Origin of the sequence: Krasilnikovia sp. MM14-A1259 (assembly GCF_047159535.1) — a bacterium.
Taxonomy (GTDB): Bacteria; Actinomycetota; Actinomycetes; order Mycobacteriales; family Micromonosporaceae; genus Actinoplanes.
The window spans coordinates 672,232-693,270 of record NZ_BAAGAJ010000002.1 but is presented as its reverse complement, the minus strand read 5'-3'; the positions used below and the strand labels follow the sequence as shown (position 1 = coordinate 693,270).

Genomic DNA, 21,039 nt, shown 5'->3' with positions numbered 1-21,039 from the left:
AATTCTTGGCGGGTCGTGGATTTGTCCTCTCACGCGGGTAGGACGACGCGCCCGTGGGTAACGGGTACGTCAGGCGCACAGGGGGCCGAGCCGCGCAGAAGGCGTGCGCCGGGCCCGCGTGGATGCAGGGAGGGGCCATGCCGGAGCAGTCGTGGAGCAACAAGCGCGAACGGCAGTACAAGCACATCAAGGCGAGCGAGAAGGACCGCGGCCGGCCCACCGACCGGGCCGAGGAGATCGCCGCCCGTACGGTGAACAAGCAACGCGCCGAGTCCGGCGAGGCCCGCAGCTCACGCGGCTCGGGCGGCCGTTCCAAGGAGCAGCTGTACGCCGAGGCGAAGCGCCGCCACATCACCGGCCGTTCGAAGATGACCAAGGCCGAACTGGAGCACGCCCTGCGTTGAAAGGCCGCGGGGCCGGGCACCGGCACCGACCGGCCCCGCTCCATTCCGCTCCGTGGCCACACGACGGGTGAACCGATGATCACGAGAAGTGGTCGCCCGCTCCTATCCTGGAGGCCGTTCCCGGAGCGGAGGTAGGAATGCGGCGTGCGTCCAGCGGCCTGAGCGGTTACCTCCACATCGTCGCCGGGCTGCGCCGGCGCGTGCAGGACCTCCGGCTGGGCTGCGCCGACCTGCGCGACGGGCGCATCGTACGGCCCGGCTCCGACCTGGGGACACTGCTGTCGGCCACCGGCGCCTGCCGCGCACGGATGGAGGCGGTGACGAACCTGATGTCGCCGGGCGCCGGCGGTGTCCGGTGGTGGCGCAGCGGCCCCGGCCTCCGGTACTGGGCGGCCAACCTCGCCGCCCTGGACCGCGGTGTGACGATCGCCCGGGTGTTCATCTGCGCCGAGGTCGACGAGCAGGTACGCGCGCTGCTCGCCGAACAGCGCGCGGCCGGTGTCGACGCCGTACTGGTGTCCCGCGAGGACGTCCATCCCGACCTGCAGGTCAACCTCGTACTGTGGGACCGTCGCCGGGCCTGGACCGCCGACATGAACGCGCAGGGCGCGATCGTCCAGCACGTGGTGTCCGCGGACGAGCGGATCGTGGAGCGGCTGGGCGAGGCGTTCGACGGTTGCCTGGGAAGTGCCCGGAGGTGACGCCGCTGGCGGCTGCGGTCGTCGGGCTGCTCGTCTGGGCGGTGGGCGAGATCCGGTCGGTACGGGTCCGCGCGCTGGTCTACAGCCTGCCGGTACCGATGACGCGGTGCTGCTCGGCACCGGGGTGTACGTCGACGGCGTCCAGGTCGTCGGGGTGCTGTTGCTGGTGGCGTTCTTCGCGGTCACCGCGCTGCTGCACGGGCGGCTGGGCTGGCCGGTGGTGCTGGCCGATGTCGCCGCCGCGGCCGGCTACGTCGCGGTGGCGTGGGCGCTGCCACCGGCCCTGCCGCTGCTGCCGTGCCTGATCGGGGTCGCCGGGCTGTGGCCCGGCTGCGGCACTGACGACCGCGGCCCCGCCGAAACGGTGCGGCACACCGCCGGGCTCAGCCGGTTTCGGTCGCCTGGCCCGCGGTCGCGCCGACGCTGGGCCGTGTGGTGTCCGCGTCTCCGGACTCCCCCCGCCCGGCCGGTGCGCCGGACCGCGGCCCCGGGGTGGCCCCGGCGGGCCGTGGTCCGCGCGCCAGCGAGGCGAGCGCCCCGACCGCCGCCATCGCGACGGCCAGCCAGAACACGATCACCAGGCCGTGGTGGAACGGTGTCGCGATGAGCCGTGGGAAGAACGCGAGACCGGTGAGGGTATCCGCGTTCGCCGACGGCAGGGCGCCGAGGACCTGGGGGCCGAGCAGCTCCGCGATCGGGTTGTAGCCGAGGAACGCCGCGAACAGCGTGCCCACCGGGGGCAGCTGGGCGACCTGGGCGGCGGTCGCCGTGGGCACGCCCTGCGCGGTGAGGCCGGAACTGAGCGTGCCGGGCAGCGAGTCGGCCAGGCCCGCGACCATGAGCGAGAAGAAGACGCCGATCGAGAGCACCTGGCCCGCGTTCATGAACGTGGCCCGCATGCCGGACGCGGCGCCGCGCATGCTCGCGGGCACGCTGGACATGACCAGCGCGGTGTTCGGCGCGGAGAACAGCCCGCCGCCGAGCCCGTTCACGAAGATCAGCGCGGCGAAGACCGGGTAGGAGAAGTCGCCGGGCAGCATCAGCAGGCCCAGGAACGACACCGCCATCACGAGCAGGCCGCCCGCGGCGAACGGGCGCGCCCCGAACCGGTCCGACAGGAATCCGGACAGCGGCCCGGCCAGCAGGAAACCGATCGTCATGGGCAGCAGGTAGATGCCGGCCCACAGCGGGGTCGATTCGTACGAGTAGCCGTGCAGCGGCAGCCAGATGCCCTGCAGCCAGATGATCAGCATGAACTGCAGGCCGCCCCGGGCCACCGCGGCGAGCAGGCTGGCGGCGTTGCCACTGGTGAACGCGGCGTTGCGGAACAGCGCGAGCGGGAACATCGGCTCGCTCACCCGCGACTCGATGACCCCGAACGCGATGAGCACCGCGGCGCCCCCGGCCAGCCCGGCCACGACCCACGGGTTGGTCCAGCCCATGGTGTGCCCGCCGTACGGCTGGATGCCGTACGTGATGGCGGCCAGCACCGCGGTCAGCCCGACCGCGAACGTCGCGTTGCCCCACCAGTCGATGCGTGCGTGCCGCCGCGCTCCGGTGTCGTGCAGCGACCGGTACGCCCACACCGTGCCGAGCACGCCGAGCGGGATGTTGACCCAGAACACCGAGCGCCAGTCCCATTCGGCGAGCACGCCGCCCGCGACCAGGCCGATGAACGAGCCGGCGAGCGCGGAGACGATGTTGACGCCCAGTGCCATGCCGCGCTGCCGGACGTCGAACGCGTCCGTGATGATGGCCGCGGAGTTAGCCATGAGCATGGCGCCGCCGATGGCCTGCACGACGCGCCAGCCGATCAGCCACAGCGCGCCCTCGCCGCCCGTGAACGGGTCCAGCGCCAGCACGATCGAGGTGAGCGTGAACAGGGCGAACCCGGCGTTGTAGATCTTCACGCGGCCGTACATGTCGCCGAGGCGGCCCAGCGTGACGACCAGGACGGCGGTCACGAGCATGTAGCCCATGAGCATCCACAGCAGATAGGAGACGTTGCCGGGCTCCAGCGGGTTGAGCTCGACACCTTTGAAGATCGCCGGGAGGGAGATCAGCACGATGGATGAGTTGATCATGGCGAGCAGGGTGCCGAGCGTGGTGTTCGACAACGCCACCCATTTGTAGTGCGGATGATCCACGGAGTACATGCGTGCCGCTTTCATCACTCGGTGATCCCCTCGGCCAGTCGTTGCAGAGCGGGCAGCGCGGCCAGGATCGCCGCCCGGTCGGGGGTGGCCAGGCCGTCCAGTACCTGCGCGAGGGCGGCGGCGTGGCGGGCCCGGCGGTGCTCCACGAGTGCCTCACCCGCCTCGGTGATCGTCACGACCACCACCCGGCGGTCGGCCGGGTCGGGGCCGCGGGTGGCCAGGCCGTCGCGTTCGAGCCGGGTGACGAGCTGCGTCATCGCCGGCTGGGTCACCCCCTCGGCGACGTGCAGGGCGCACAGCCGGTGCGGGCCGGATCGCTGCAGGCGGCGCAGCGTCGAGACTGCGGTGAGGCTCAGGCCGTCGCGGGGAGTGAGCCGGCGCAGGGCCTCGTACAACCGCTCGAATGCGGACGCGACGAGGGCGCCGTCCGTGCCGGTCTCGGGGACAGGAGGCATTCCTGATTTATATCACCTGCTTATACAAGCAGGTTATGTAACGTACGCCACGCGTCAGTGCTCGGCGGCCTCCGGGTAGCGCCGGGCGAGAACGCCGAGCGCCAGGCGCCCCCAGGCGATGTTGTCCCGCTCGAACGCGATTCCGCGGTGCAGCGTCAGATAGGGGCCGAGCCGGCTGCCGGTGGCCAGGAACTCGTCATCGGTGCGATCGCCGAGGATCTCCGCGAGTGTGCGCTGGTAGCTCTCCAGCCGGTGGGTGCAGCTCTCGATCCGGGCACGGATCGACGACCGGAGACTCGGAATGTCGGCGTGGGCCAGTGCCTCGACCTGAATGAGGAGTTCGTCGCGGATGGCGGTCGGCTTAGGGTCGCGCCGGGTGAACTCCCGCAGGGCGGCGCGCCCGGCGTCGGTGACCGAGAACAGGCGTTTGTCGGGCCGCTTGGACTGCTTGACGATACGGGCCGACAGCAAGCCGTCGGATTCCATCTTCTCCAGTTCCCGGTAAAGCTGCTGCGGGGTCGTGGTCCAGAAATTGGCGACGGATCCGCGGAACTCCTTGGCGAGGTCGTACCCGGACGACTCGCGGTCGATCAGGGCCGCGAGCAACGCATTCCTCAATGCCACGGTGACATCCTACGGGCGCGATGCGGAACCACCGCCGCAGCGGATCCGCTCACCGGGCGCGCGGTTGGAACTCCGGCGTGCTCTTCGTGAACGCGGAACCGCGGGCGATACGGGTGTTCGGCAGCCGGAGCAGCCGGAGTTGTTCGCGCCGTTCCCGCGCGAACGTCCGCCGGGCGCTGGCCGTCAGCGCGCCGTCGAGCAGGCGCTTGGCGGCCGCAATCGCGTCGGGAGACCGGCCCCGCAATTTCTCGGCGAACGCCACCGCGGCGTCCACCGGATCGTCGTGGATTTCCGTGACCAGACCGATCCGCTGCGCATCGGCACCGGAGATCTCCTCGGCGGTCATGGTGAGCCTTTTGGCCACATCGACACCCACGATCTCGGCGAGACTACGGATGCCACTCATATCGGGGATGATGCCCCATTTGCCTTCCAGCACCGACCATCGCGAATCCGGCGTCGCGAAACGCAGATCGGCGCCCATGGCGATCTGCAGCCCGCCGCCGAAGCAGTGCCCGTGCACCGCCGCGATCACCGGAACGGGAATGCGCCGCCAGGCCCAGCACGCTTCCTGGAAACGGTTGGTGCTGCGCCACGGCACGGGCGCGAACGCCTTCACGATACGGCCGGGGGTGCGCAGCACCGTGGCGAAATCCAGCCCCGAACAGAACGACGGACCGTCGCCCGCGACAACGACCGCGCGCAGGGTGCGGTCGCGGCGCAGCCATCGGGCCGTACGGATCAGATCGTCCAGCGTGTCCAGGGTCAGCGCGTTGAGCTTGTCGGGGCGGGCGAGGCGGACATGCGCGATGCCGTTCTCCACCCGGGTGCTCACGTACGTCGTCCGGGGTGCGGTGTGTTCCATGGTTCGGGCTCCACAAGTGAGGATCTAGAGGCGTGCGGCGAGCTCGGTGGCCTGCTTGATGGCGCGTTTCGCGTCGAGTTCGGCGGCGACGTCCGCTCCCCCGATGACGTGGACCGGGATGCCCCGCTCCTGCAGCGGGGCGACCAGCTCCCGCACGGAGGTCTGCCCGGCGCACAACAGAACCGTGTCCACGGCCAGCACGCGGGTCTCGCGGGGGGACTTGCGGTCGCGCGGGTCCGTGGGGACGGAGATGTGCAGGCCGTCGTCGTCGATGCGGACGTACTCAACGCCGCGCATCATCGTGACCCCGGAATCCTGCAGCGTGGCGCGGTGCACCCAGCCGGTGGTCTTGCCCAGCCCCTTGCCCAGCGCGGTCGTCTTGCGTTGCAGCAGGTAGACCTGCCGGCGCGCCGGTGCGGTCACCTTCGTGGTGAGGCCGCCGCGGGCCTGCTCCGGGTCGGTGACCCCCCACCGCTGCATCCAGTGCTCCAGCGACTCGTTCGCGTCGTGGAGCAGGAACTCGCCGACGTCGAACCCGATGCCGCCGGCCCCGATGATCGCGACTCGCTCGCCGACCGGGGCGCCCTCGCCGACGACCTGCTGATAGGTCAGGACGCTCGGGTGGTCGACGCCGGGGATGTCCGGCACCCGGGGCCGCACGCCGGTGGCGATGACGACCTCGTCGTACCCGGCCAGGTCGTCGGCCGTGGCGCGGGTGCCCAGCCGCAGCGTGATGCCCCGGACGTCGATCATGTGGCGGTAGTACTCCAGGGTGCGCGCGAACTCCTCCTTGCCGGGGATCCGCGCGGCCAGCGTGAACTGGCCACCGATCGCGTCCGCGGCCTCGAACAGCTCGACCCGGTGGCCGCGCCCGGCCAGCTCGACCGCGGCGGCCAGCCCGGCCGGGCCGGCGCCGACCACGGCGATGCGCTTGACCGTACGGGTGGGCAGCAGTACCAGCTCGGTCTCGTGGCCGGAACGCGGGTTCAGCAGGCACGTGGCCCGCTGGTTGCGGAACGTGTGGTCCAGGCACGCCTGGTTGCACGCGATGCAGGTGATGATCTCGCGTTCCCGGCGCTGCGCGGCCTTGGTGACCCAGTCGGCGTCGGCCAGCAGGGGACGGGCCATCGACACGAGATCGGCCTCGCCGGACGCGAGGATCTGCTCCGCGACCTCGGGGCGGTTGATGCGGTTGGACGCGACGATCGGGATCGACACCTCGCGGCGCATCTTCCCGGTCACCCAGGCGAACGCCGCGCCGGGCACCGACGTGACGATGGTGGGTACGCGAGCCTCGTGCCAGCCGATGCCCGTGTTCAGGATGGACACGCCCGCGTCCTGGAGCCCGCGGGCGAGCTCGACGGTCTCCTCCCAGGACTGGGCGTCGTCGACGAGGTCGAGCAGGCTGATCCGGTACTGCACGATGAAGTCGTCGCCGACCAGGTCCCTGGTGCGCCGGACGACCTCCAGCGGGAAGCGCATCCGCTTCGCCGCCGAGCCACCCCAGGCGTCCGTGCGGTCGTTGGTGCGCGCGGCGAGGAACTGATTGATCAGATACCCCTCGGAGCCCATGATCTCCACGCCGTCGTACCCGGCGCGGCGGGCCAGCAGGGAGGCGCGCGCGAAGGCGGTCGCCGTACGGTCGACCTGCCGTGTCGTCATGGCCCGCGGCCGGAACGGCGTGATCGGCGACTTGCGCCCCGACGCGCCCAGGCTGAACGGGTGGTACGAGTACCGGCCCGCGTGCAGCAGTTGCAGCAGGATCTTCCCGTCGTGCTCGTGCACCGCGTCGGTCACGACGCGGTGGGCGCGGGCGTGGTGCTCCCGGGTCATCCGGCTGCCGAACGGCGCCAGCCAGCCCCGCCACGTGGGCGCGTAGCCGCCGGTCACCATCAGGCCGACGCCGCCACGAGCCCGCTCGGCGAAGAACGCCGCCAGCTTCGGCAGGTCCCGCTCGCGGTCCTCCAGCTTGGTGTGCATCGAACCCATCACCACGCGGTTACGCAGCACCGTGTGGCCGAGATCCAACGGGCTCAGCAGCGTCGGATACCCGTCGGGGATGCCATCCATGTTCGTCGTCATGCCACCGGACTCCCTCGTCCCGCTCCCTGCCGGCGACCCTCGTCGGGCGACCGAGAGCCGAGCGCAGTCACCATACAACAAGTTGCATAGTAAAAAAAGTGACTATCAGGGCCGACTCCGCACCGCGCGACTCCCCCGCCCGGGTGACCGTGGGGTCGTGGCACGCGCGTTCCGGGTGCACGATGGACCTCGCTGCTCGGAACGCGGGGGTGGACTGACCGGCAGGAGGTGTGGACCACGAACGCGTTCGGGGTACGTGAGCACTATCGGGCCGGCGGGGTCGCCCGGCTCGTTGTCCGGGGCGACATCGACCACGACGTGGCGCCGCTGCTGGCCGCAGCCATCGCGGGCGTCGCCGGCCGTCCCGCGGTGACGGAACTCGTCATCGACCTGCGCGCGGTTCCCCTACTGGCGGCGGCCGGCATCCGGGCACTGCTCGAAGGCCGCACGGCGGCCGTACGGGATGGCTGCGGCTTCCGGGTCGTCAACGCCGACGGTCTCGTCCACCACGTCCTGTGCCTCACCGGGGTGATCGACCTGTTGCAGGTCACGGCGGACGCCCCGACCTCGCCGCCATGACGCCGGTCCCGGCGGGTCAGCCCGCCCGCCCGCCGCGGGTGCGCAGGCAGGCCCAGACCACCTTGCCGCCGTCGGCGGCGATGCACCCCCACCGGGACGCGGTCGCGTCGACCAGCAACAGCCCGAGCCCGGCGGCGGGACGTGGTGGCAGCCCACGCGTCAGCAGCGGCTGCGCGGCGGACCCGTCCCGCACGCTGATCATCAGATGGTGCGGGCCCACGGCAAGCCTGATGTCGGCCATCGTGCGCGCATGGACGACCGCGTTGGTGGCCAGCTCGTCCGCGATCAGGCAGGCCGGGCCGACCAGCGCGGGCAACTGCCAGCGGGCGCACGCCTCGACGGCCAGCTCACGGGCGCGCCGCGCGGCACCCGTCACCGGAAGCAGCGTGTCGTGCAGCACGGTCACCCGGCGGCGCGGCTGCGCCGCGATGGCCTGCTCGGGGCTGGAGAACACCGGCAGCAGGCGCCGGCAGCCGCGGGTCAGCCGGCGGGCCGTGTCGGCATCGGGGGTGCAGATCAGCAGCGGTATGCCCGGCCACGCCGCCGCCTGCCAGGCCACCGCCCGGAACACCGCCAGCGAACCCGGATCGGGAACCACCAGGTCGGCCACGTCGAGCACGACCGCATCCGGCCGCTCCACCAGGCACGTCAACAGGGTGGCCCGCACCTGCGGGGCGTTCGCCGCGGACAGCTCACCGCAGAGCCGCACCAGAAGCCTGGTGCCCACCTGTTCGACCGTGCACCCCACCGGCGGCGGCATGGTGCGATGGTCGCGCGGCGCCGGCCCGCCGCGCCATCCGTGCCGGTCCCGGGTTTCGTCTTCCGGTTCAACCTTTCGTCCGATGGCCTGACCGCTCGTCGCCGGCATTCGTTCCGAAGGGTGATGGCCTTTCGCTTCCTGGCGCTGCATGACAATGTGGCCGGTGAGCCGGCGCGCAGCCGACGTCGCCACCGCCGACGGCATCGATTCGTGGAGTGGCCGTGCAGGACCAGGACGGACGTCAATGCAGCGGGTCCGCCGAGACGGTCGGCGGCCTGCCGCCACCGCACATCGGACGGATCTTCACCCGCAGCCCCGACGAGCACCACGCCTGGATCCGTTCCCGCTACACCGACCACGAACGCCGGGTCCGCGCACACGCCCGCGACTTCGCATTCTCCTCCGAGTTCGGTGCGCTGGGTGCACTGGCGGTCGTCCGCAGCAGCTACACCGCGGCGAGCGCCGAGGTGTTCTGGCCGCCCGCGCGCGACATCCTCGTCTCGCATGTGGTGTCCGGCCGGTCCCGGCACCGCTGGGACGGCGGCGAGGTGCTGGTGGGCCGGCACGGCACGATGCTGTTCCCGCCGTACGGGTACGAGCACCTGCATGAATGCAGCGACAGCCGCGGCGTCACGCTACGCATGGACGTGCTGTTGCGGGTCGCCGAGGAGACCACCGGACTCGCCCGCGCCGACATCCGTTTCACCGGGCTGCTGCCCGTCTCCCCGCTGGCCCAACGGCACTGGCTGGCCACCGCCGACTACGTACGGCACGGCATCTACAGCCTCGCCCTGGAATCACCGCTGCTGCTGGCGGCCGCGGAGCAGATGGTGGCGGCGAGCCTGCTCGCCACGTTCCCGAACACCACGATGTCCGCCGCGCTGCGGGCGCCGCGGGACACGGCCACCCCGGCGACCGTACGGCGGGCCATGGCGTTCATCGACGCCCGGGCCGGTGAGCCGATCACGCTGACCGACATCGCCGCCGCGGCCGGGGTGGTGCCACGGACCCTGCAGTACGCGTTCCGCCGCCACCGCGACACCAGCCCGACCGGCTACCTGCGTCAGGTCCGGCTGGCCCGCGCGCACGAACAGCTGTCCGCGGCCCAGCCCGGCGACGGCACCACGGTCGCCGCCGTTGCCGTGCGCTGGGGTTTCACCCGCCCCCACCGGTTCGCGACCGCCTACCGGCAGGCGTACGACCGCTCGCCCGCACAGACCCTGCGCACCTGACGTCGGCGACCTCCTGCGCCTCGACACATCCCATGTCGGCGCACCGGCCGGCGGACATGCATGGAGTTGATCACTGCATACTCGCGCAGGGGGCCGCCGTCATGGCCCGCGCGAAAAACCGGTTTGGGGTGCTTGGGTGATTCTTTCGGCAGAACGGAGCGCGATCATGGCCCGGGTTGCGCGGTGCGTTCCCGGGGCCGTCGATGGTGGCTGCGTACGCGTCGCAGTGGACGGCCCCGACGGATCCGGCAAGACGAGCTTCGCCGACGACCTCGCCGCGGCACTGCGCGCTCTCGGCCGCCCGGTGGTCCGGATATCACTGGACGACTTCCTCAACCTCCGCACGGTTCGGTATCGCCAGGGGCGCCATTCACCGCAGGGCTTCTGGGAGGACTCGTACGACTACGCGCGCTTCGCGGCTGATGTGCTCACCCCGCTCGGGCCCGGCGGATCGCGGCGGTACCGGCCGGCCGCGTACGACCTGAAGACGGACACGATGCTGGAACCGGAGCCGAGCACCGCGGAGGCCGAAACGGTGGTGGTGGTCGACGGGTTGTTCCTGCACCGCGACGAGCTTGCCGCGGCCTGGGACTTCTCGGTTTTCCTCGATGTTCCGTTCCCCGTGACCGCCGAGCGCATGGCGCACCGCGACGGCACCCATCCTGATCCGGAGCATCCGACGATGCGCCGTTACGTCGAGGGCCAGCGAATCTACTTCAGGACATGCTTTCCTCACCAGCGTGCCGGCATCCTGATCGACAACCGCGACTTTGACGCGCCACGCATCGTCCGAGGATGACGCCTCGACCTCGTAGCGCGCCGACGTACCGCGGCCCGTCAGGCCGGGAGCCGCAGCGTGAACGTGCTGCCCTGACCGGGGGTGCTGTGCACGGTCAGGTCTCCGCCGTGAGCACGGGCGAGGTTGCGGGCGATGGCCAGGCCCAGCCCGCTGCCGCCGGTAGCTCTGCTGCGCGACTTGTCCGCCCGCCAGAACCGGTCGAACACGTGGGGCAGGTCCTCCGGCGCGATGCCCGGCCCGGTGTCGGTCACGGAAATCACGAGCGCGCCGTCGCGCAGCGTGGAACGCAGCTCGACCCGGCCGCCCGCCGGGGTGTGCCGGACCGCGTTCGACAGCAGGTTGGCCACGATCTGGCGCAGGCGTACCGGGTCCGCGTCGACCTCGGGATCCGCTTCGGCGGACAGTGTGAGCTCCACGCCGCCCCGGTGCGCGGCGCCGCGCTGGGCGTCGGCCGCCTGCCGCAGCAGATCGTCGACGAACACGACTTCGCGGTGCAGGCGCAGGCTGCCGGCGTCCGCGGCGGCGAGATCACGCAGATCGTCGACGACGTGCTGCAGGAGTACGGCCTCCTCGGTGAGCAGGTCCAGCAGTTCGGGGTCCAGCGTGGCCAGCCCGTCCTGGGCGGCCTCCAGCCAGATCCGCATGTTCGCCAGCGGACTGCGCAACTCGTGGGCGATGTCGCTGACCATCGCCGTCCGCTGCTGCTCGCTGGCCGCGCGGCGCTCGGACAGGTCGTTGAACGCGGCGGCGAGCCGCCCGATCTCGTCGTCGCCTCGGACGGGTACCGGCGCCGCCGCGTCCAGCGGTCGCTGCGCCGCCGCGGTGAGCAGGCGCAACGGGCGGACCAGCCGCCTGCCGACCACGACCGTGACGGCGACCGCGAGCAGCAGCACCAGCCCGGTCACGCCGGCCAGGTACGCGATGTTGCGATCGGACAGATCGAAGGAGGCGTCCGGGCGGCGCCCCGGGTCCGCGATGTACAGGCGGGCGGCCGGGGCGACGTACGGTCTGAGCTGGTCCCGGTGGGCCGCTTGCGCGCAGTCGCGCACCCGGTCGTCGGTCATCGGCGGCTCGGTCTTCGCCCGGACGGTGAAATCGAGCGCGGCCGTGACGACCGCGGTGCTGCCCTGTCGCCGCAGGCAGCCGGCGACGAGGCCCTGGTACGCATCCAGCGCCCGTTTCTCCGTCGTTGTCGGCGCCAGCAGGTCGAACGCCCCGCACGCGAGCACGTGCTCGCCGTCGCTGTAGGCGGTCAGCGTGATGGTCGTGCGCCCGCTCGGCGACTCGGTGACCCGTCCCTCGTACCCGTGCTCGCGAAGGCACCGGATCCGCTCACCGGCCCGGGCGCGCATGTCACGCCGCTCCGCCGCGGTGAGCTGCCACGGGCCCACCGCACGCGGGTCGATCTCGCCCGCCGCGTCGCCGCGCAGCGCCGCGTCGACGTGCAGCGGGTCGACCACCGCGGTCAGACGTGCCGGCAGCGGCGACGCGGCACCGGCGATCCGGTGCACGGAGGCGTCCGTGAGCGTGATCTCCCGGCCGGTCTCGGCGGCGAGTGCCTGGATCAGCGGGTCGACACCGGCCCAGCCGGAATGGGTGGCGGCGTACCCGAGGAGGCGGTCGTAGATGCGGCCGTCATCCGCGAGCGACCTGCCCTGCGCCTGCTGGATCGCCCGGCTGGTGGTACGCACCGCCAGCCACGCGGTCGCCGCCACCGCACACAACGCCACCGTGATCGACGTGACGAGCAGCCGGAGCAGCAGGCTCCGGTGCAGCGGGATACGGCTGTCCGGCACCGCTCAGCCCGCCGCCAGCTTGTACCCGACGCCGTACACGGTGACGAGCCGCCGGGGCTGCGCGGGATCGTCCTCCAGTTTGCGGCGCAGGTTCATCACGTGCATGTCGATCGTGCGGTCGGTGGGGTAGCTCTCCCAGCCGCGCGTACGCTGCAGCAGCTGCTGACGGGTGAAGACCCGGCCAGGCTCGGCCGCCAGTGTCGCCATCACCTCGAACTCCCCCCGCGTGCACGGGACGGGTACGCCGTCGCGGTGCACCTCCCGGCGTACCGGATCGACCGTGATCGTGCCGACCGCGTAGCGGTGGTGACCGGGGGCGGCCCGGTGGCCGGTACGCCGCAGCAGCGTCCGTACCCGGGCCATCAGTTCCCGCGGGCTGTACGGCTTGGTCAGGTAGTCGTCGGCGCCCAGGTCGAGGCCGAGCAGCAGGTCGTTCTCGTCGGCGCGGGCAGTCAGCATGAGGATCGGCAGGTCGGACTCGGCACGCAGCACCCGGCACACGTCCAGCCCGTCGACCACGGGCAGCATCACGTCGAGGATGAGCAGATCGGGACGGGTACGCCGGGCCGCGTCGATGGCCGCCCGCCCGTCCGGCACCACGGTCGCCTCGTATCCCTCGGCGCCCAGGTAGCGCCGCACGCCCTCGGCCTGCCGGACGTCGTCCTCGGCGATCAGCACCCGTGTCTGCACGGCCCCGACTATAGGCACCCGGGTTCGCGGTGCTCAGATTTCTGACAGCCTCGATACAGGCGGCTGACCGGTGACCCACACCGGCGCACCACGATCCTTTGCCATGCCGCTGAAACTCTGCGCCACCGTGGCGCTCACGCTGTGCGTCGGCGCGTTGAGCGCCTGCTCCCAAGACAACTCTTCGTCGAACCAGTCGTCACCCGGCGTGGTGTCGTTCGCGAGCGATCCGGCCGCGAAGCCGTCACCGTCGGCCAAGGGCCGCCCGGTCATGCGCCTCGACATGACCGAGGAGGAGGAACTGCAGATGCAGGACGGTTACTACCGGTGCCTGGTCGCGCACGGCGTGAAGATGACCCAGAACGCCCAGGGGCACTACGAGTGGACCGGCCCCGAATCCAAGCAGAAGTCCGAGGATCCGAAGGTCAAGCGGGCGTGCGCCGAGGCGGAGCCGCTGCCGCCGCCCGAGCAGGACCCGGCGAAGAACCCGTACCTCGCGGACGACGAGGACCACTACTGGCAGTGCCTCAAGGACCACGGTGACGACGTGCACCGCGCGTCCGGCGGAGGCTGGGAGCCGGGGCCGCACTGGGGCGAGATCCCCAACGCCACCGCGGTGGACCGGCAGTGCAAGGTGACGGCGTTCAATGGCAAGAAGGGTTGAGCGCCGCTGGGTCGCCGGTGCCGCGATCGTGCTGGTCGCCGCCGGGGTCGTGGCCGCGGGCGTACGGTGGTTGCCCGCCCGGCCCGGCGACGCCCACGGCAGGACCGCAGGCCCCCCGGTGACGACCGCGACCGTCACCCGCACCGACCTGTCGACGGCCCGGACCGTTTCCGGCAACCTGGGGTACGGACCGGCCCGGGTGGTCAAGGGCGGCGCCGGAACGGTGACCTGGCTGCCGGATTCCGGTGTGCTGGTCACCCGAGGGCAGACGCTGTATCGCCGTGACGACCGCCCGGTCGTGCTGTTCTACGGCCGCACGCCGCTGTTCCGCCGCCTCGGCCCGGCCGGTGCGCTCGGGCGCGACGTGCGGGTCGTCGCCGACAACCTGCGGGCGCTGGGCTACCGGGTCGGCGCACAGCCGGCGGTGGGAACCGTCGTCTCGCTGCCGGATCCGGCGGCAGCGGACGACACCGGCGCGGCGCCGACCCCGGAAGCGGCTCCGGCTCCGGCTCCGGCTCCGGCTCCGGCTTCGGCTTCGGCTTCGGCTTCGGCTTCGGCTTCGGCGCAGCATGCCGCACCGGTGAAGTCGGCGCCGCCGGCGAAGCGCGCCGGCTCAGCGGAGTCCCCGGCCGAGGCGGCCGCACGGCGGGTGCGGGTCACCGTCCGCGACGGCGACGCGCTGCTCACCGCGCGCCTGGCCGAGGCGATCCGGCGATGGCAGGCGGACGTGGGCATACCGGTGACGGGCGTCATCGACCCCGCCGATGTGGTCGTGCAACCGGACCGGTTGCGCATCAGCGCCCTGACGTCGCAGCTCGGCGACCCGTCCGAGGCGGCCCTGTTGTCCGTGACCGGCACCGCGAAGGTCGTCACGGTGGAGGTGGGCGCGGACGACGCCGGGCCGGTACGGCGCGGCGACCGCGTGACGGTCACCCTGCCGGACGGCTCGGCGGCGGGCGGCCGGATAGCCGGCATCGGCACGGTCGTCACCGCCGCGGAAGGCGATGACGCGTTGCCGGACCGGGCGAAGATGCGGGTCACGGTGACGGTGGACGACGCGGGCAAGGTGGACCGGCTGACCGCGGCGCCGGTCCAGGTGCGGCTGGCCGGGGAGACCCACCGCAACGTGCTGGTCGTGCCGGTCGGTGCGTTGCTCGCGGTCCTGGAGGGCGGGTACGCCGTACAGCTCGCGGGCGGCGCGGTCGTGCCGGTCACCGCCGGACTGTTCGCCGACGGCCGGGTGGAGATCCGCGGGGCGGGCATCGCCGAGGGCAGCACCGTGGTGACCGCGTCATGACCCCGGTCATCGAGGTGAGCGACGTCAGCATGGCTTACCCCGGTGGGGTCCGGGCGCTGGACGCCGTGTCGCTGACGATCGCCGCCGGTGAACTCGTGGCCATCGTCGGCCCGTCCGGATCCGGCAAGTCCACGCTGCTCAACGTCATGGGCACGCTGGACCGGCCGATCAGCGGCACGGTACGGATCGCCGGGCACGACCTCGCCGGCGCCTCCGACCGGCAGCTGTCCGGCCTGCGCGGGCGCCGCCTGGGCTTCGTGTTCCAGCAGTGCCACCTCACCGACGGGCTCAGCGCGACCGAGAACGTGGCTACCGGCCTGCTGTACGCCGGGGTGCCGCGCCGCCGGCGCCACGCGGCGGCCGCCGAAGCCCTGCACCGGGTGGGGCTGGGGCATCGCCTGCAGCATCTGCCGCACCAGCTCTCCGGCGGCGAACGGCAACGCGTGGCCATCGCCCGGGCGGTGGTCAACGCTCCGGCGCTGGTCCTCGCGGACGAGCCGACCGGTGCCCTGGACACCCGCAACTCGCACGCGGTGCTGGAGCTGCTGACCCGCCTGAACGACGAAGGGACCACCATCGCCGTGATCACCCACGACCGGGAGATCGCTGCGGCGCTGCCCCGCCGGGTGGAACTGCGCGACGGCCGGCTGGTCCGGGACACGGGAGGCTCGGATGGCCGGTGACCCGCGGTCTCGCGTACGGCCGTACGACCTGCTGGCGCTGGGCCTGGTGGGGATCCGGACCCGGCGGCTGCGGGCGGCGTTGTCCGCGCTGGGCATCGCGATCGGCATCGCCACGATGGTGGTCGTCACCGGGGTACCGGCCTCCAGCCAGAAGGCCCTGCTGGCCGAACTCGCCCGCCTTGGGCCCGGCCTGCTGCACGCGAACGCGGTCCCGGACCAGCACCCGCCGGTACGGCTGCCGGCCGAGTCGGTGGCGGTGACGACCCGGATCCCCCCGGTGACCGCGGTCAGTGCGGTGGCCAACACGCACCGTACGGTCAGTCGTCACGAACGCACCGACGCGGCCGTCGGTATCGCGGTCCTGGCGGGCCGCCCGGACCTGGCGCACACGCTCGACGTACGGATGCGGGCGGGCCGTTTCCTCGACGCGGTGACGGAACGCTTCCCCGCGGTGGTCCTCGGCGCGGAGGCCGCGCAGGACCTGGGCATCGTGGACGTCGCGGCCTCGGCGCCGGTGCAGGCGGTCATCGACGGCCGCCGCTTCACCGTGATCGGGGTGCTGCAACCGGTGCCGCTGGCCCCGGAGCTCGACCGCGCGGTCGTCGTGGGATGGGACGCCGCCGTGCGGTGGTTGCGCTTCGACGGGCACCCGACCGTGCTGTACGTGCAGGCGGACGAGGCGGCCGTGGAGCAGGTCCGGGCGGTCCTGCCCGCCACCGTCTATCCGGAATCGCCCGGCATGGTGCAGGTCAGCCGCCCGTCGGACGCGTTGGCCGCCAAACGCAGCACCGAGGCGACGTTCTCGGCGCTGTTCCTCGGCCTGGCCGGGGTCGCGCTGCTGGTCGGCGGCATCGGCGTGGCCAACACGATGGTGATCTCGGTGCTGGAACGCCGCCGCGAGATCGGCCTGCGGCGTGCGCTGGGCGCCACCCGCGGGCACATCTGTCTGCAGTTCCTCGCGGAATCGGTGGCGCTGTCCGTGCTCGGCGCGGTGGTCGGCACCGCGGCCGGTGCCGCGGCGACCGTGGCGTACGCGATCCACCACGGCTGGCCGCCGGTGGTGCCGCCGACGCTGGTCGCCGCGGCCGTCGGCGGGGCGGTGCTGGTCGGCGTGGTCTCGGGCGCGTACCCGGCGATCCGGGCGGCGCGCCTGTCCCCCACCGAGGCGCTGGCGGTGGGCTGACGGGCGGCCGGCGCCCGATCGCCGACCGCCCGCCGCCCCGTCCTACACGGGGACCGACACCAGCTTGGTACCGGTGAACGTCTCCACCTCGACCGCGGCGACGTCGCTCGGCGGCACCAGGGCGAAACCGTCCAGATTCGTCCCGGCCGTCACGCCGGTCTCGGAGGAGAGCCAGCTGCCGGCCTCGCGGCGGCTGCCGTCGTGGCCGACGACGACCAGCCGGCAGCGCTGCCCGGCGGTGATGCCGGCCACCGAGGCGTTGACCCGCACCCAGCCCGCGGCCGGGCGGACCACCACGCTCATCCGGGCACCGGACACCGGGTCCTGGCCGGTGCGGTGCATCGTGCCGGGCACGTCGGCCGAGGTGGACGGCCCGGGCAGCGCGACCTGCTGCGGCGCGGTGGCCCGGCCCAGCACGGTGCCGCCGCCGAGGACCGCGCCGCCCACCGCCACCGCGGCGGCCACCAGGGTCGCGCGGCGCCGCCAGTCGTGCCGGCCGCGTTCCTTGCGGGCCGTCTGCAGCGTGCGCTGCAACAGCAGCTCGCCGTCGGCCGGCGGCCCGTCGATCAGCGCCTCCGGGGGCACCTCACCCAGGGCGGCTTCCACGGTACGCAGGTCGTCCGTCTCCAGCCGGCACTGGGGGCAGGATGCGAGATGCTGCTCCACCGTGGACCCCTCCTGCTCGTCCAGGACGTTCAACACGTACGCGCCGAGCAGATCAGTCACGTGTTCCGTGGTCATCCGGCCACTCCCTTCATGGCAACCACCTGGCCGGGCAGTTGTGCCGGTTGACTGGTGAACGTCTCGCGCATGCGTCGTAACGCGTAGTAAGTGCGGGACTTGATCGTCCCCGGGGGCACGCCGAGCGCGTCGGCCGCCTCGGCCACGGTGTGGCCCTTGAAGTAGATGGCGTCCAGAACGTCGCGATGCTCCGGCGACAACTGCTCCAGCGCATCGAGGACGACGATGGAATCCACCACCCCGTCGGCGTGGTCGCGGTGCACCGGCTCGGTGGCCGGCGACTCCGCCACCTCCTGGGGACGCCGCGACCGGGCACGGAACCGGTCGGTAACGACATTACGGGCAACCGTGAGGAGCCAGCCGCGGACGGACCCCTTGCTGTTGGACAGCGCCTCCGGATGTCGCCAGGCACGCAGCAGCGTCTCCTGGACGACGTCCTCGGCGGCCGGACGGTCACCGGTGAGACGGGTGGCATACGCCAGCAGGGCGCCGCCGTGTTCCTCGTACAACGCACGGATCAGCACCTCGTCAGCGGCGGTGTCCCTGCGACGGGACCACACGGCAGCCATTCGCGCCTCTTCCTCCTGCCCGCGGTGTTAGGCCGGGCGATGCCATCGGAGTCACTGCTCTTGATGCACACGCCCCGGGCGGCGGACCGGTTCATTCCGTACGGGAAACATCGCCCACGCCACACCCCCGGGCGTCAGCTCGCCGGATCGGCCTTGACGAGCTTTCCGTCGCCCCCGACGACGAACCACGCGCCGTCCACGCCCTGCCCGTCGATGTCACCGGCGCCGGCGTCACCGGCGTAGTAGTAGAGCGGCCACCCCCCGTACACGGCCTGGGTGGCGCCCTCGGTCCGCGCGACGGTGCTCAGCAGCGAGGCGTCGACGCCGGCCCCGGTCGTGAGCGGCGCCTGGGCGGTCAACGCCGGCCAGGTCGCGATGCAGGGCCCGGTGCAGCTGCTCGTGCCGTCCTTGTCGCGGGTGAACGCGTACAGGGTGCGGCCGTTGCCGTCGACGAGGATGGACCCGACCGCCGACTCCTCCAGGTGTATGCCGGCCGGTGCCGGCTTCGCGGCGACATCGGCCGCCGACGCGTGCTGGACCGCTTCGGCCGACGGGCCACTGCACGCGGACATTCCCACGGCCAGCACCGCTCCACACAGAACCAGGGACAACCGGCGTCGCATGACGTTTCCTCTCCACGATGGTGTTCGTGGGCCAAACGCCAGGGGGCGGAAACCGGTTCACCGGACCGGCACCCATTGTGATCCAGCCCATGTTCCGGCCGATTCCGGTGAACCGATCCGGAGCGCGGGGCGTGTGCAGCCCGGAATCGCAGAAACACACCGTCGAATCGTTGGAGACCTCATGAAACTGCCCGTCGCCGCATCAGCGCTCGTGCTGAGCATTTCCGCCCTCGTGCTGGCCCCGGCAGCGCCATCCGCGTCCGCCGCCCCAGCGACACCGGCCACACCGGACACCCAATCGATGGCCGGGATGCACCACATGACAACGCCGGTGGCCGGGGTCACCGTCCACAACGGCAGCCGTGCCGAGGGCGTGCAACGGTCCCGCCAGCAGGTCCGCTTCTTCGCCGCCACGCTGCGCGGACGCGACGAGGTGCCGGTCGCGGGCGGACCCGCCGTCGGCGATCCTGACGGTGAGGCCACCGGCCTGGTCCGGGTGCAGGGGAACCGGGTCACGTTCGCGTTCCGCTGGAAGAAGATCGGCGCGCCGACGCTCGGCCACATCCACCAGGGCAAGAGCGGCGTCAACGGCGACGTGAAGGTCCCGCTGTTCACCACGGCCATGCCCGCGACGGTGAACGCCGCCGCCGGTATCACGACGGTCAGCGACCCGGCCATCGCGGACGCGATCCGCCGCGAGCCGGCGAACTTCTACCTGAACCTGCACACCGCCGAGTTCCCCGGTGGCGCTGTACGGGGACAGCTGCACGGCCTGCACGGCCGCGCCGACGTCCTCGGGCTGCTGCACGGCAGCGACCTGAAGGCGTTCCTCTCCGGCGACCAGGAGGTGCCCACCAAGGGCGGCCCTGCGGTCGGTGACCCGACGGGACAGGCGGTCGCGTTCGTCCAGCCGCACGGCACCACGAGCCTCGACTACTCGTTCGCCTGGGTGGGGATCCGGCCCACGCTGGGCCACATCCACCAGGGCAAGCGCGGGGTCAACGGCGACGTGAAGGTGCCGCTGTTCACCACCGCGGTCCCGAGCACGATCGTCGCGGTGGCGGGTACCGCTACCGGCGTGGACGCGGCGGTCATCCGCAGCATCAAGCAGAAGCCGTCCGGGTTCTACGCCAACCTGCACACCGCGGAGTTCCCCGGTGGCGCGGTCCGCGGACAGCTGTTCCGCCGCTGACCCGCCGCGGACGAACCGCCGGCCCCGCAGAACGCGGGCCGGCGGTTCGAGCCGTGTCAGGGCAGGTAGTAGCTGGGGTTGGGCAGCTTGAACGTACGGTCGGCGTGGCCGCCCTTGAGGTCGCTGAACTGGTCACCGAAGCTGGCGACGATGTCGTAGCCCTGCGCCTCGATGTGGGCGCGGGTGGCCGACTTGTAGTGGATCGTGGTGCAGGCGCCGTTCGGGTCGCCCGCACACGCCTTCTTGAGGTACTCCGGGTAGTCCGCGAGCGCGGGCTTGGTGAACAGGCCGTCCTCGCCGTCGGACAACGTGGTCGGCTTCGGGTAGCCGGCGTCCACGCCGACCCCGTCGGCGGTCAGGTTGCCCAGGGTGGCCTGCTCCTGCGCGGCGCCGCGACCGGTCAGGAAGAAGATCGCGTAGCCCTCACGCTGCGCCGCGGTGACCATGCTCACCATGCCCGGCACCGCCGGGAACCGCTGCTCGGTGACGAACGTGGCGTTGGTCGCCGGGTTGTACGCCCAGTTGCTCGCGATCTCGTAGTTGTACGTGGCGAGCGTGGTGTCGTCGACGTCCAGCACGATGGCGCGGGTGCGGTAGCCGCGAGGGGCGTGGGCCAGGTATCGCTTGCCCGCGGCGGCGACCGAACGGGCCTCCTTGGCGTAGTAGCTGTCGTCGGCGAACACGCCGGTGCTCAGCGGGTCGCCGTAGTAGTTGCGGATCTGCTGACGCAGCACGTCGATGTTGGTGATGTCGTCCGCCGAGTGCGGCGTCGAGGTCTTGATGGCGGGCTGCTGCGGTGCGGTGGTGCTGGTCGCCGCGTATCCGATACCGGCGCCGCCGAGCGCGGCGACCGTGCACGCCGCGGCCGCGGTGGCCGCGAGCCGGCGCGAGAAGTGCAGGGCCACGGGTCTTCCTTTCATGAATATTGAACGTTGCCTCAGCAACGT

The 21,039-nt window shown here is 72.1% G+C and carries 23 protein-coding genes; 10 read left to right on the top strand and 13 right to left on the bottom strand.

Annotation, left to right across the window (positions count from 1 at the left end):
* The first annotated feature begins 137 nt into the window (after positions 1-137).
* Positions 138-404 (top strand): plasmid stabilization protein, encoded by a 267-nt coding sequence (locus ACMCNK_RS02985; protein ID WP_412734834.1) that lies wholly within the window; start codon positions 138-140, stop codon positions 402-404.
* Positions 405-541: 137 nt separating this feature from the next.
* Positions 542-1,105, top strand: coding sequence for a hypothetical protein (locus ACMCNK_RS02980; protein ID WP_412734833.1), 564 nt, complete (start codon positions 542-544; stop codon positions 1,103-1,105).
* A 79-nt stretch (positions 1,106-1,184) separates the two neighbouring features.
* Here ACMCNK_RS02980 and ACMCNK_RS02975 read toward each other — a convergent pair whose 3' ends face one another.
* Genes ACMCNK_RS02975 through ACMCNK_RS02950 form a run of 6 tightly spaced genes read right to left on the bottom strand, consistent with a single transcriptional unit; the run spans position 1,185 to position 7,287 of the window.
* Complete coding sequence (locus ACMCNK_RS02975; RefSeq protein WP_412734832.1) at positions 1,185-1,478, bottom strand: hypothetical protein; 294 nt, start codon at positions 1,476-1,478, stop codon at positions 1,185-1,187.
* 10 nt (positions 1,479-1,488) lie between these two features.
* Positions 1,489-3,276 carry an MFS transporter gene (locus tag ACMCNK_RS02970; RefSeq protein ID WP_412734831.1) on the bottom strand — a complete coding sequence of 596 codons (1,788 nt, stop codon included), beginning with the start codon at positions 3,274-3,276 and terminating at the stop codon, positions 1,489-1,491.
* Positions 3,276-3,716, bottom strand: a complete 441-nt coding sequence (locus ACMCNK_RS02965) for a MarR family winged helix-turn-helix transcriptional regulator (RefSeq protein WP_412734830.1) — start codon at positions 3,714-3,716, stop codon at positions 3,276-3,278. The genes ACMCNK_RS02970 and ACMCNK_RS02965 overlap by 1 nt, the downstream gene beginning before the upstream one ends.
* Before the next feature lie 54 nt (positions 3,717-3,770).
* Positions 3,771-4,340 (bottom strand): PadR family transcriptional regulator, encoded by a 570-nt coding sequence (locus ACMCNK_RS02960; RefSeq protein ID WP_412734829.1) that lies wholly within the window; start codon positions 4,338-4,340, stop codon positions 3,771-3,773.
* 49 nt (positions 4,341-4,389) lie between these two features.
* Positions 4,390-5,205 (bottom strand): crotonase/enoyl-CoA hydratase family protein, encoded by an 816-nt coding sequence (locus ACMCNK_RS02955; protein ID WP_412734828.1) that lies wholly within the window; start codon positions 5,203-5,205, stop codon positions 4,390-4,392.
* Between the two features lie 24 nt (positions 5,206-5,229).
* Positions 5,230-7,287 (bottom strand): FAD-dependent oxidoreductase, encoded by a 2,058-nt coding sequence (locus tag ACMCNK_RS02950; protein WP_412734827.1) that lies wholly within the window; start codon positions 7,285-7,287, stop codon positions 5,230-5,232.
* A 228-nt stretch (positions 7,288-7,515) separates the two neighbouring features.
* On the opposite strand from ACMCNK_RS02950, the gene ACMCNK_RS02945 reads away from it, so the two are divergent.
* The gene (locus ACMCNK_RS02945; RefSeq protein WP_412734826.1) at positions 7,516-7,866 is read left to right on the top strand and encodes an STAS domain-containing protein; all 351 of its coding nucleotides are present in this window, start codon (positions 7,516-7,518) and stop codon (positions 7,864-7,866) included.
* Between the two features lie 16 nt (positions 7,867-7,882).
* On the opposite strand, the gene ACMCNK_RS02940 is transcribed toward ACMCNK_RS02945, so the two are convergent.
* Positions 7,883-8,626, bottom strand: coding sequence for an ATP-binding protein (locus ACMCNK_RS02940; RefSeq protein WP_412734825.1), 744 nt, complete (start codon positions 8,624-8,626; stop codon positions 7,883-7,885).
* Positions 8,627-8,847: 221 nt separating this feature from the next.
* Here ACMCNK_RS02940 and ACMCNK_RS02935 point away from each other — a divergent pair, with 221 nt between their 5' ends.
* Both ACMCNK_RS02935 and ACMCNK_RS02930 read left to right on the top strand, forming a co-directional pair.
* Positions 8,848-9,858 carry an AraC family transcriptional regulator gene (locus ACMCNK_RS02935; protein ID WP_412734824.1) on the top strand — a complete coding sequence of 337 codons (1,011 nt, stop codon included), beginning with the start codon at positions 8,848-8,850 and terminating at the stop codon, positions 9,856-9,858.
* Between the two features lie 166 nt (positions 9,859-10,024).
* Positions 10,025-10,657, top strand: coding sequence for a uridine kinase (locus tag ACMCNK_RS02930; RefSeq protein ID WP_412734823.1), 633 nt, complete (start codon positions 10,025-10,027; stop codon positions 10,655-10,657).
* 38 nt (positions 10,658-10,695) lie between these two features.
* Here ACMCNK_RS02930 and ACMCNK_RS02925 read toward each other — a convergent pair whose 3' ends face one another.
* Both ACMCNK_RS02925 and ACMCNK_RS02920 read right to left on the bottom strand, forming a co-directional pair.
* Positions 10,696-12,453, bottom strand: a complete 1,758-nt coding sequence (locus tag ACMCNK_RS02925) for a sensor histidine kinase (RefSeq protein WP_412734822.1) — start codon at positions 12,451-12,453, stop codon at positions 10,696-10,698.
* Positions 12,454-12,456: 3 nt separating this feature from the next.
* Positions 12,457-13,143 (bottom strand): response regulator transcription factor, encoded by a 687-nt coding sequence (locus tag ACMCNK_RS02920; protein WP_412734821.1) that lies wholly within the window; start codon positions 13,141-13,143, stop codon positions 12,457-12,459.
* A gap of 103 nt (positions 13,144-13,246) precedes the next feature.
* Between ACMCNK_RS02920 and ACMCNK_RS02915 the strand changes: the two genes are divergently transcribed.
* From ACMCNK_RS02915 to ACMCNK_RS02900, 4 genes are read left to right on the top strand one after another with little or no spacing between them, the layout of a single operon-like run.
* Positions 13,247-13,804 carry a hypothetical protein gene (locus tag ACMCNK_RS02915; protein WP_412734820.1) on the top strand — a complete coding sequence of 186 codons (558 nt, stop codon included), beginning with the start codon at positions 13,247-13,249 and terminating at the stop codon, positions 13,802-13,804.
* The gene (locus tag ACMCNK_RS02910; RefSeq protein ID WP_412734819.1) at positions 13,788-15,101 is read left to right on the top strand and encodes a peptidoglycan-binding protein; all 1,314 of its coding nucleotides are present in this window, start codon (positions 13,788-13,790) and stop codon (positions 15,099-15,101) included. Before ACMCNK_RS02915 ends, ACMCNK_RS02910 begins: the two co-directional genes overlap by 17 nt.
* The gene (locus tag ACMCNK_RS02905) at positions 15,098-15,784 is read left to right on the top strand and encodes an ABC transporter ATP-binding protein (RefSeq protein WP_412734818.1); all 687 of its coding nucleotides are present in this window, start codon (positions 15,098-15,100) and stop codon (positions 15,782-15,784) included. Before ACMCNK_RS02910 ends, ACMCNK_RS02905 begins: the two co-directional genes overlap by 4 nt.
* Positions 15,774-16,967: an ABC transporter permease gene (locus ACMCNK_RS02900; RefSeq protein WP_412734817.1), complete on the top strand. Its 1,194-nt coding sequence runs from the start codon at positions 15,774-15,776 to the stop codon at positions 16,965-16,967. Before ACMCNK_RS02905 ends, ACMCNK_RS02900 begins: the two co-directional genes overlap by 11 nt.
* Before the next feature lie 42 nt (positions 16,968-17,009).
* Here the strand turns inward: ACMCNK_RS02900 and ACMCNK_RS02895 are convergent, their stop codons facing one another.
* From ACMCNK_RS02895 to ACMCNK_RS02885, 3 genes are all read right to left on the bottom strand, one after another.
* Positions 17,010-17,708 carry an anti-sigma factor family protein gene (locus tag ACMCNK_RS02895; RefSeq protein ID WP_412734816.1) on the bottom strand — a complete coding sequence of 233 codons (699 nt, stop codon included), beginning with the start codon at positions 17,706-17,708 and terminating at the stop codon, positions 17,010-17,012.
* Complete coding sequence (locus tag ACMCNK_RS02890) at positions 17,705-18,277, bottom strand: sigma-70 family RNA polymerase sigma factor (RefSeq protein ID WP_412734815.1); 573 nt, start codon at positions 18,275-18,277, stop codon at positions 17,705-17,707. Before ACMCNK_RS02890 ends, ACMCNK_RS02895 begins: the two co-directional genes overlap by 4 nt.
* Before the next feature lie 134 nt (positions 18,278-18,411).
* Positions 18,412-18,900 (bottom strand): hypothetical protein, encoded by a 489-nt coding sequence (locus ACMCNK_RS02885; RefSeq protein ID WP_412734814.1) that lies wholly within the window; start codon positions 18,898-18,900, stop codon positions 18,412-18,414.
* 181 nt (positions 18,901-19,081) lie between these two features.
* On the opposite strand from ACMCNK_RS02885, the gene ACMCNK_RS02880 reads away from it, so the two are divergent.
* Positions 19,082-20,092, top strand: a complete 1,011-nt coding sequence (locus ACMCNK_RS02880) for a CHRD domain-containing protein (protein WP_412734813.1) — start codon at positions 19,082-19,084, stop codon at positions 20,090-20,092.
* Positions 20,093-20,148: 56 nt separating this feature from the next.
* Here ACMCNK_RS02880 and ACMCNK_RS02875 read toward each other — a convergent pair whose 3' ends face one another.
* Positions 20,149-20,997, bottom strand: a complete 849-nt coding sequence (locus tag ACMCNK_RS02875; protein WP_412734812.1) for an HAD family acid phosphatase — start codon at positions 20,995-20,997, stop codon at positions 20,149-20,151.
* Positions 20,998-21,039 lie beyond the last annotated feature (42 nt).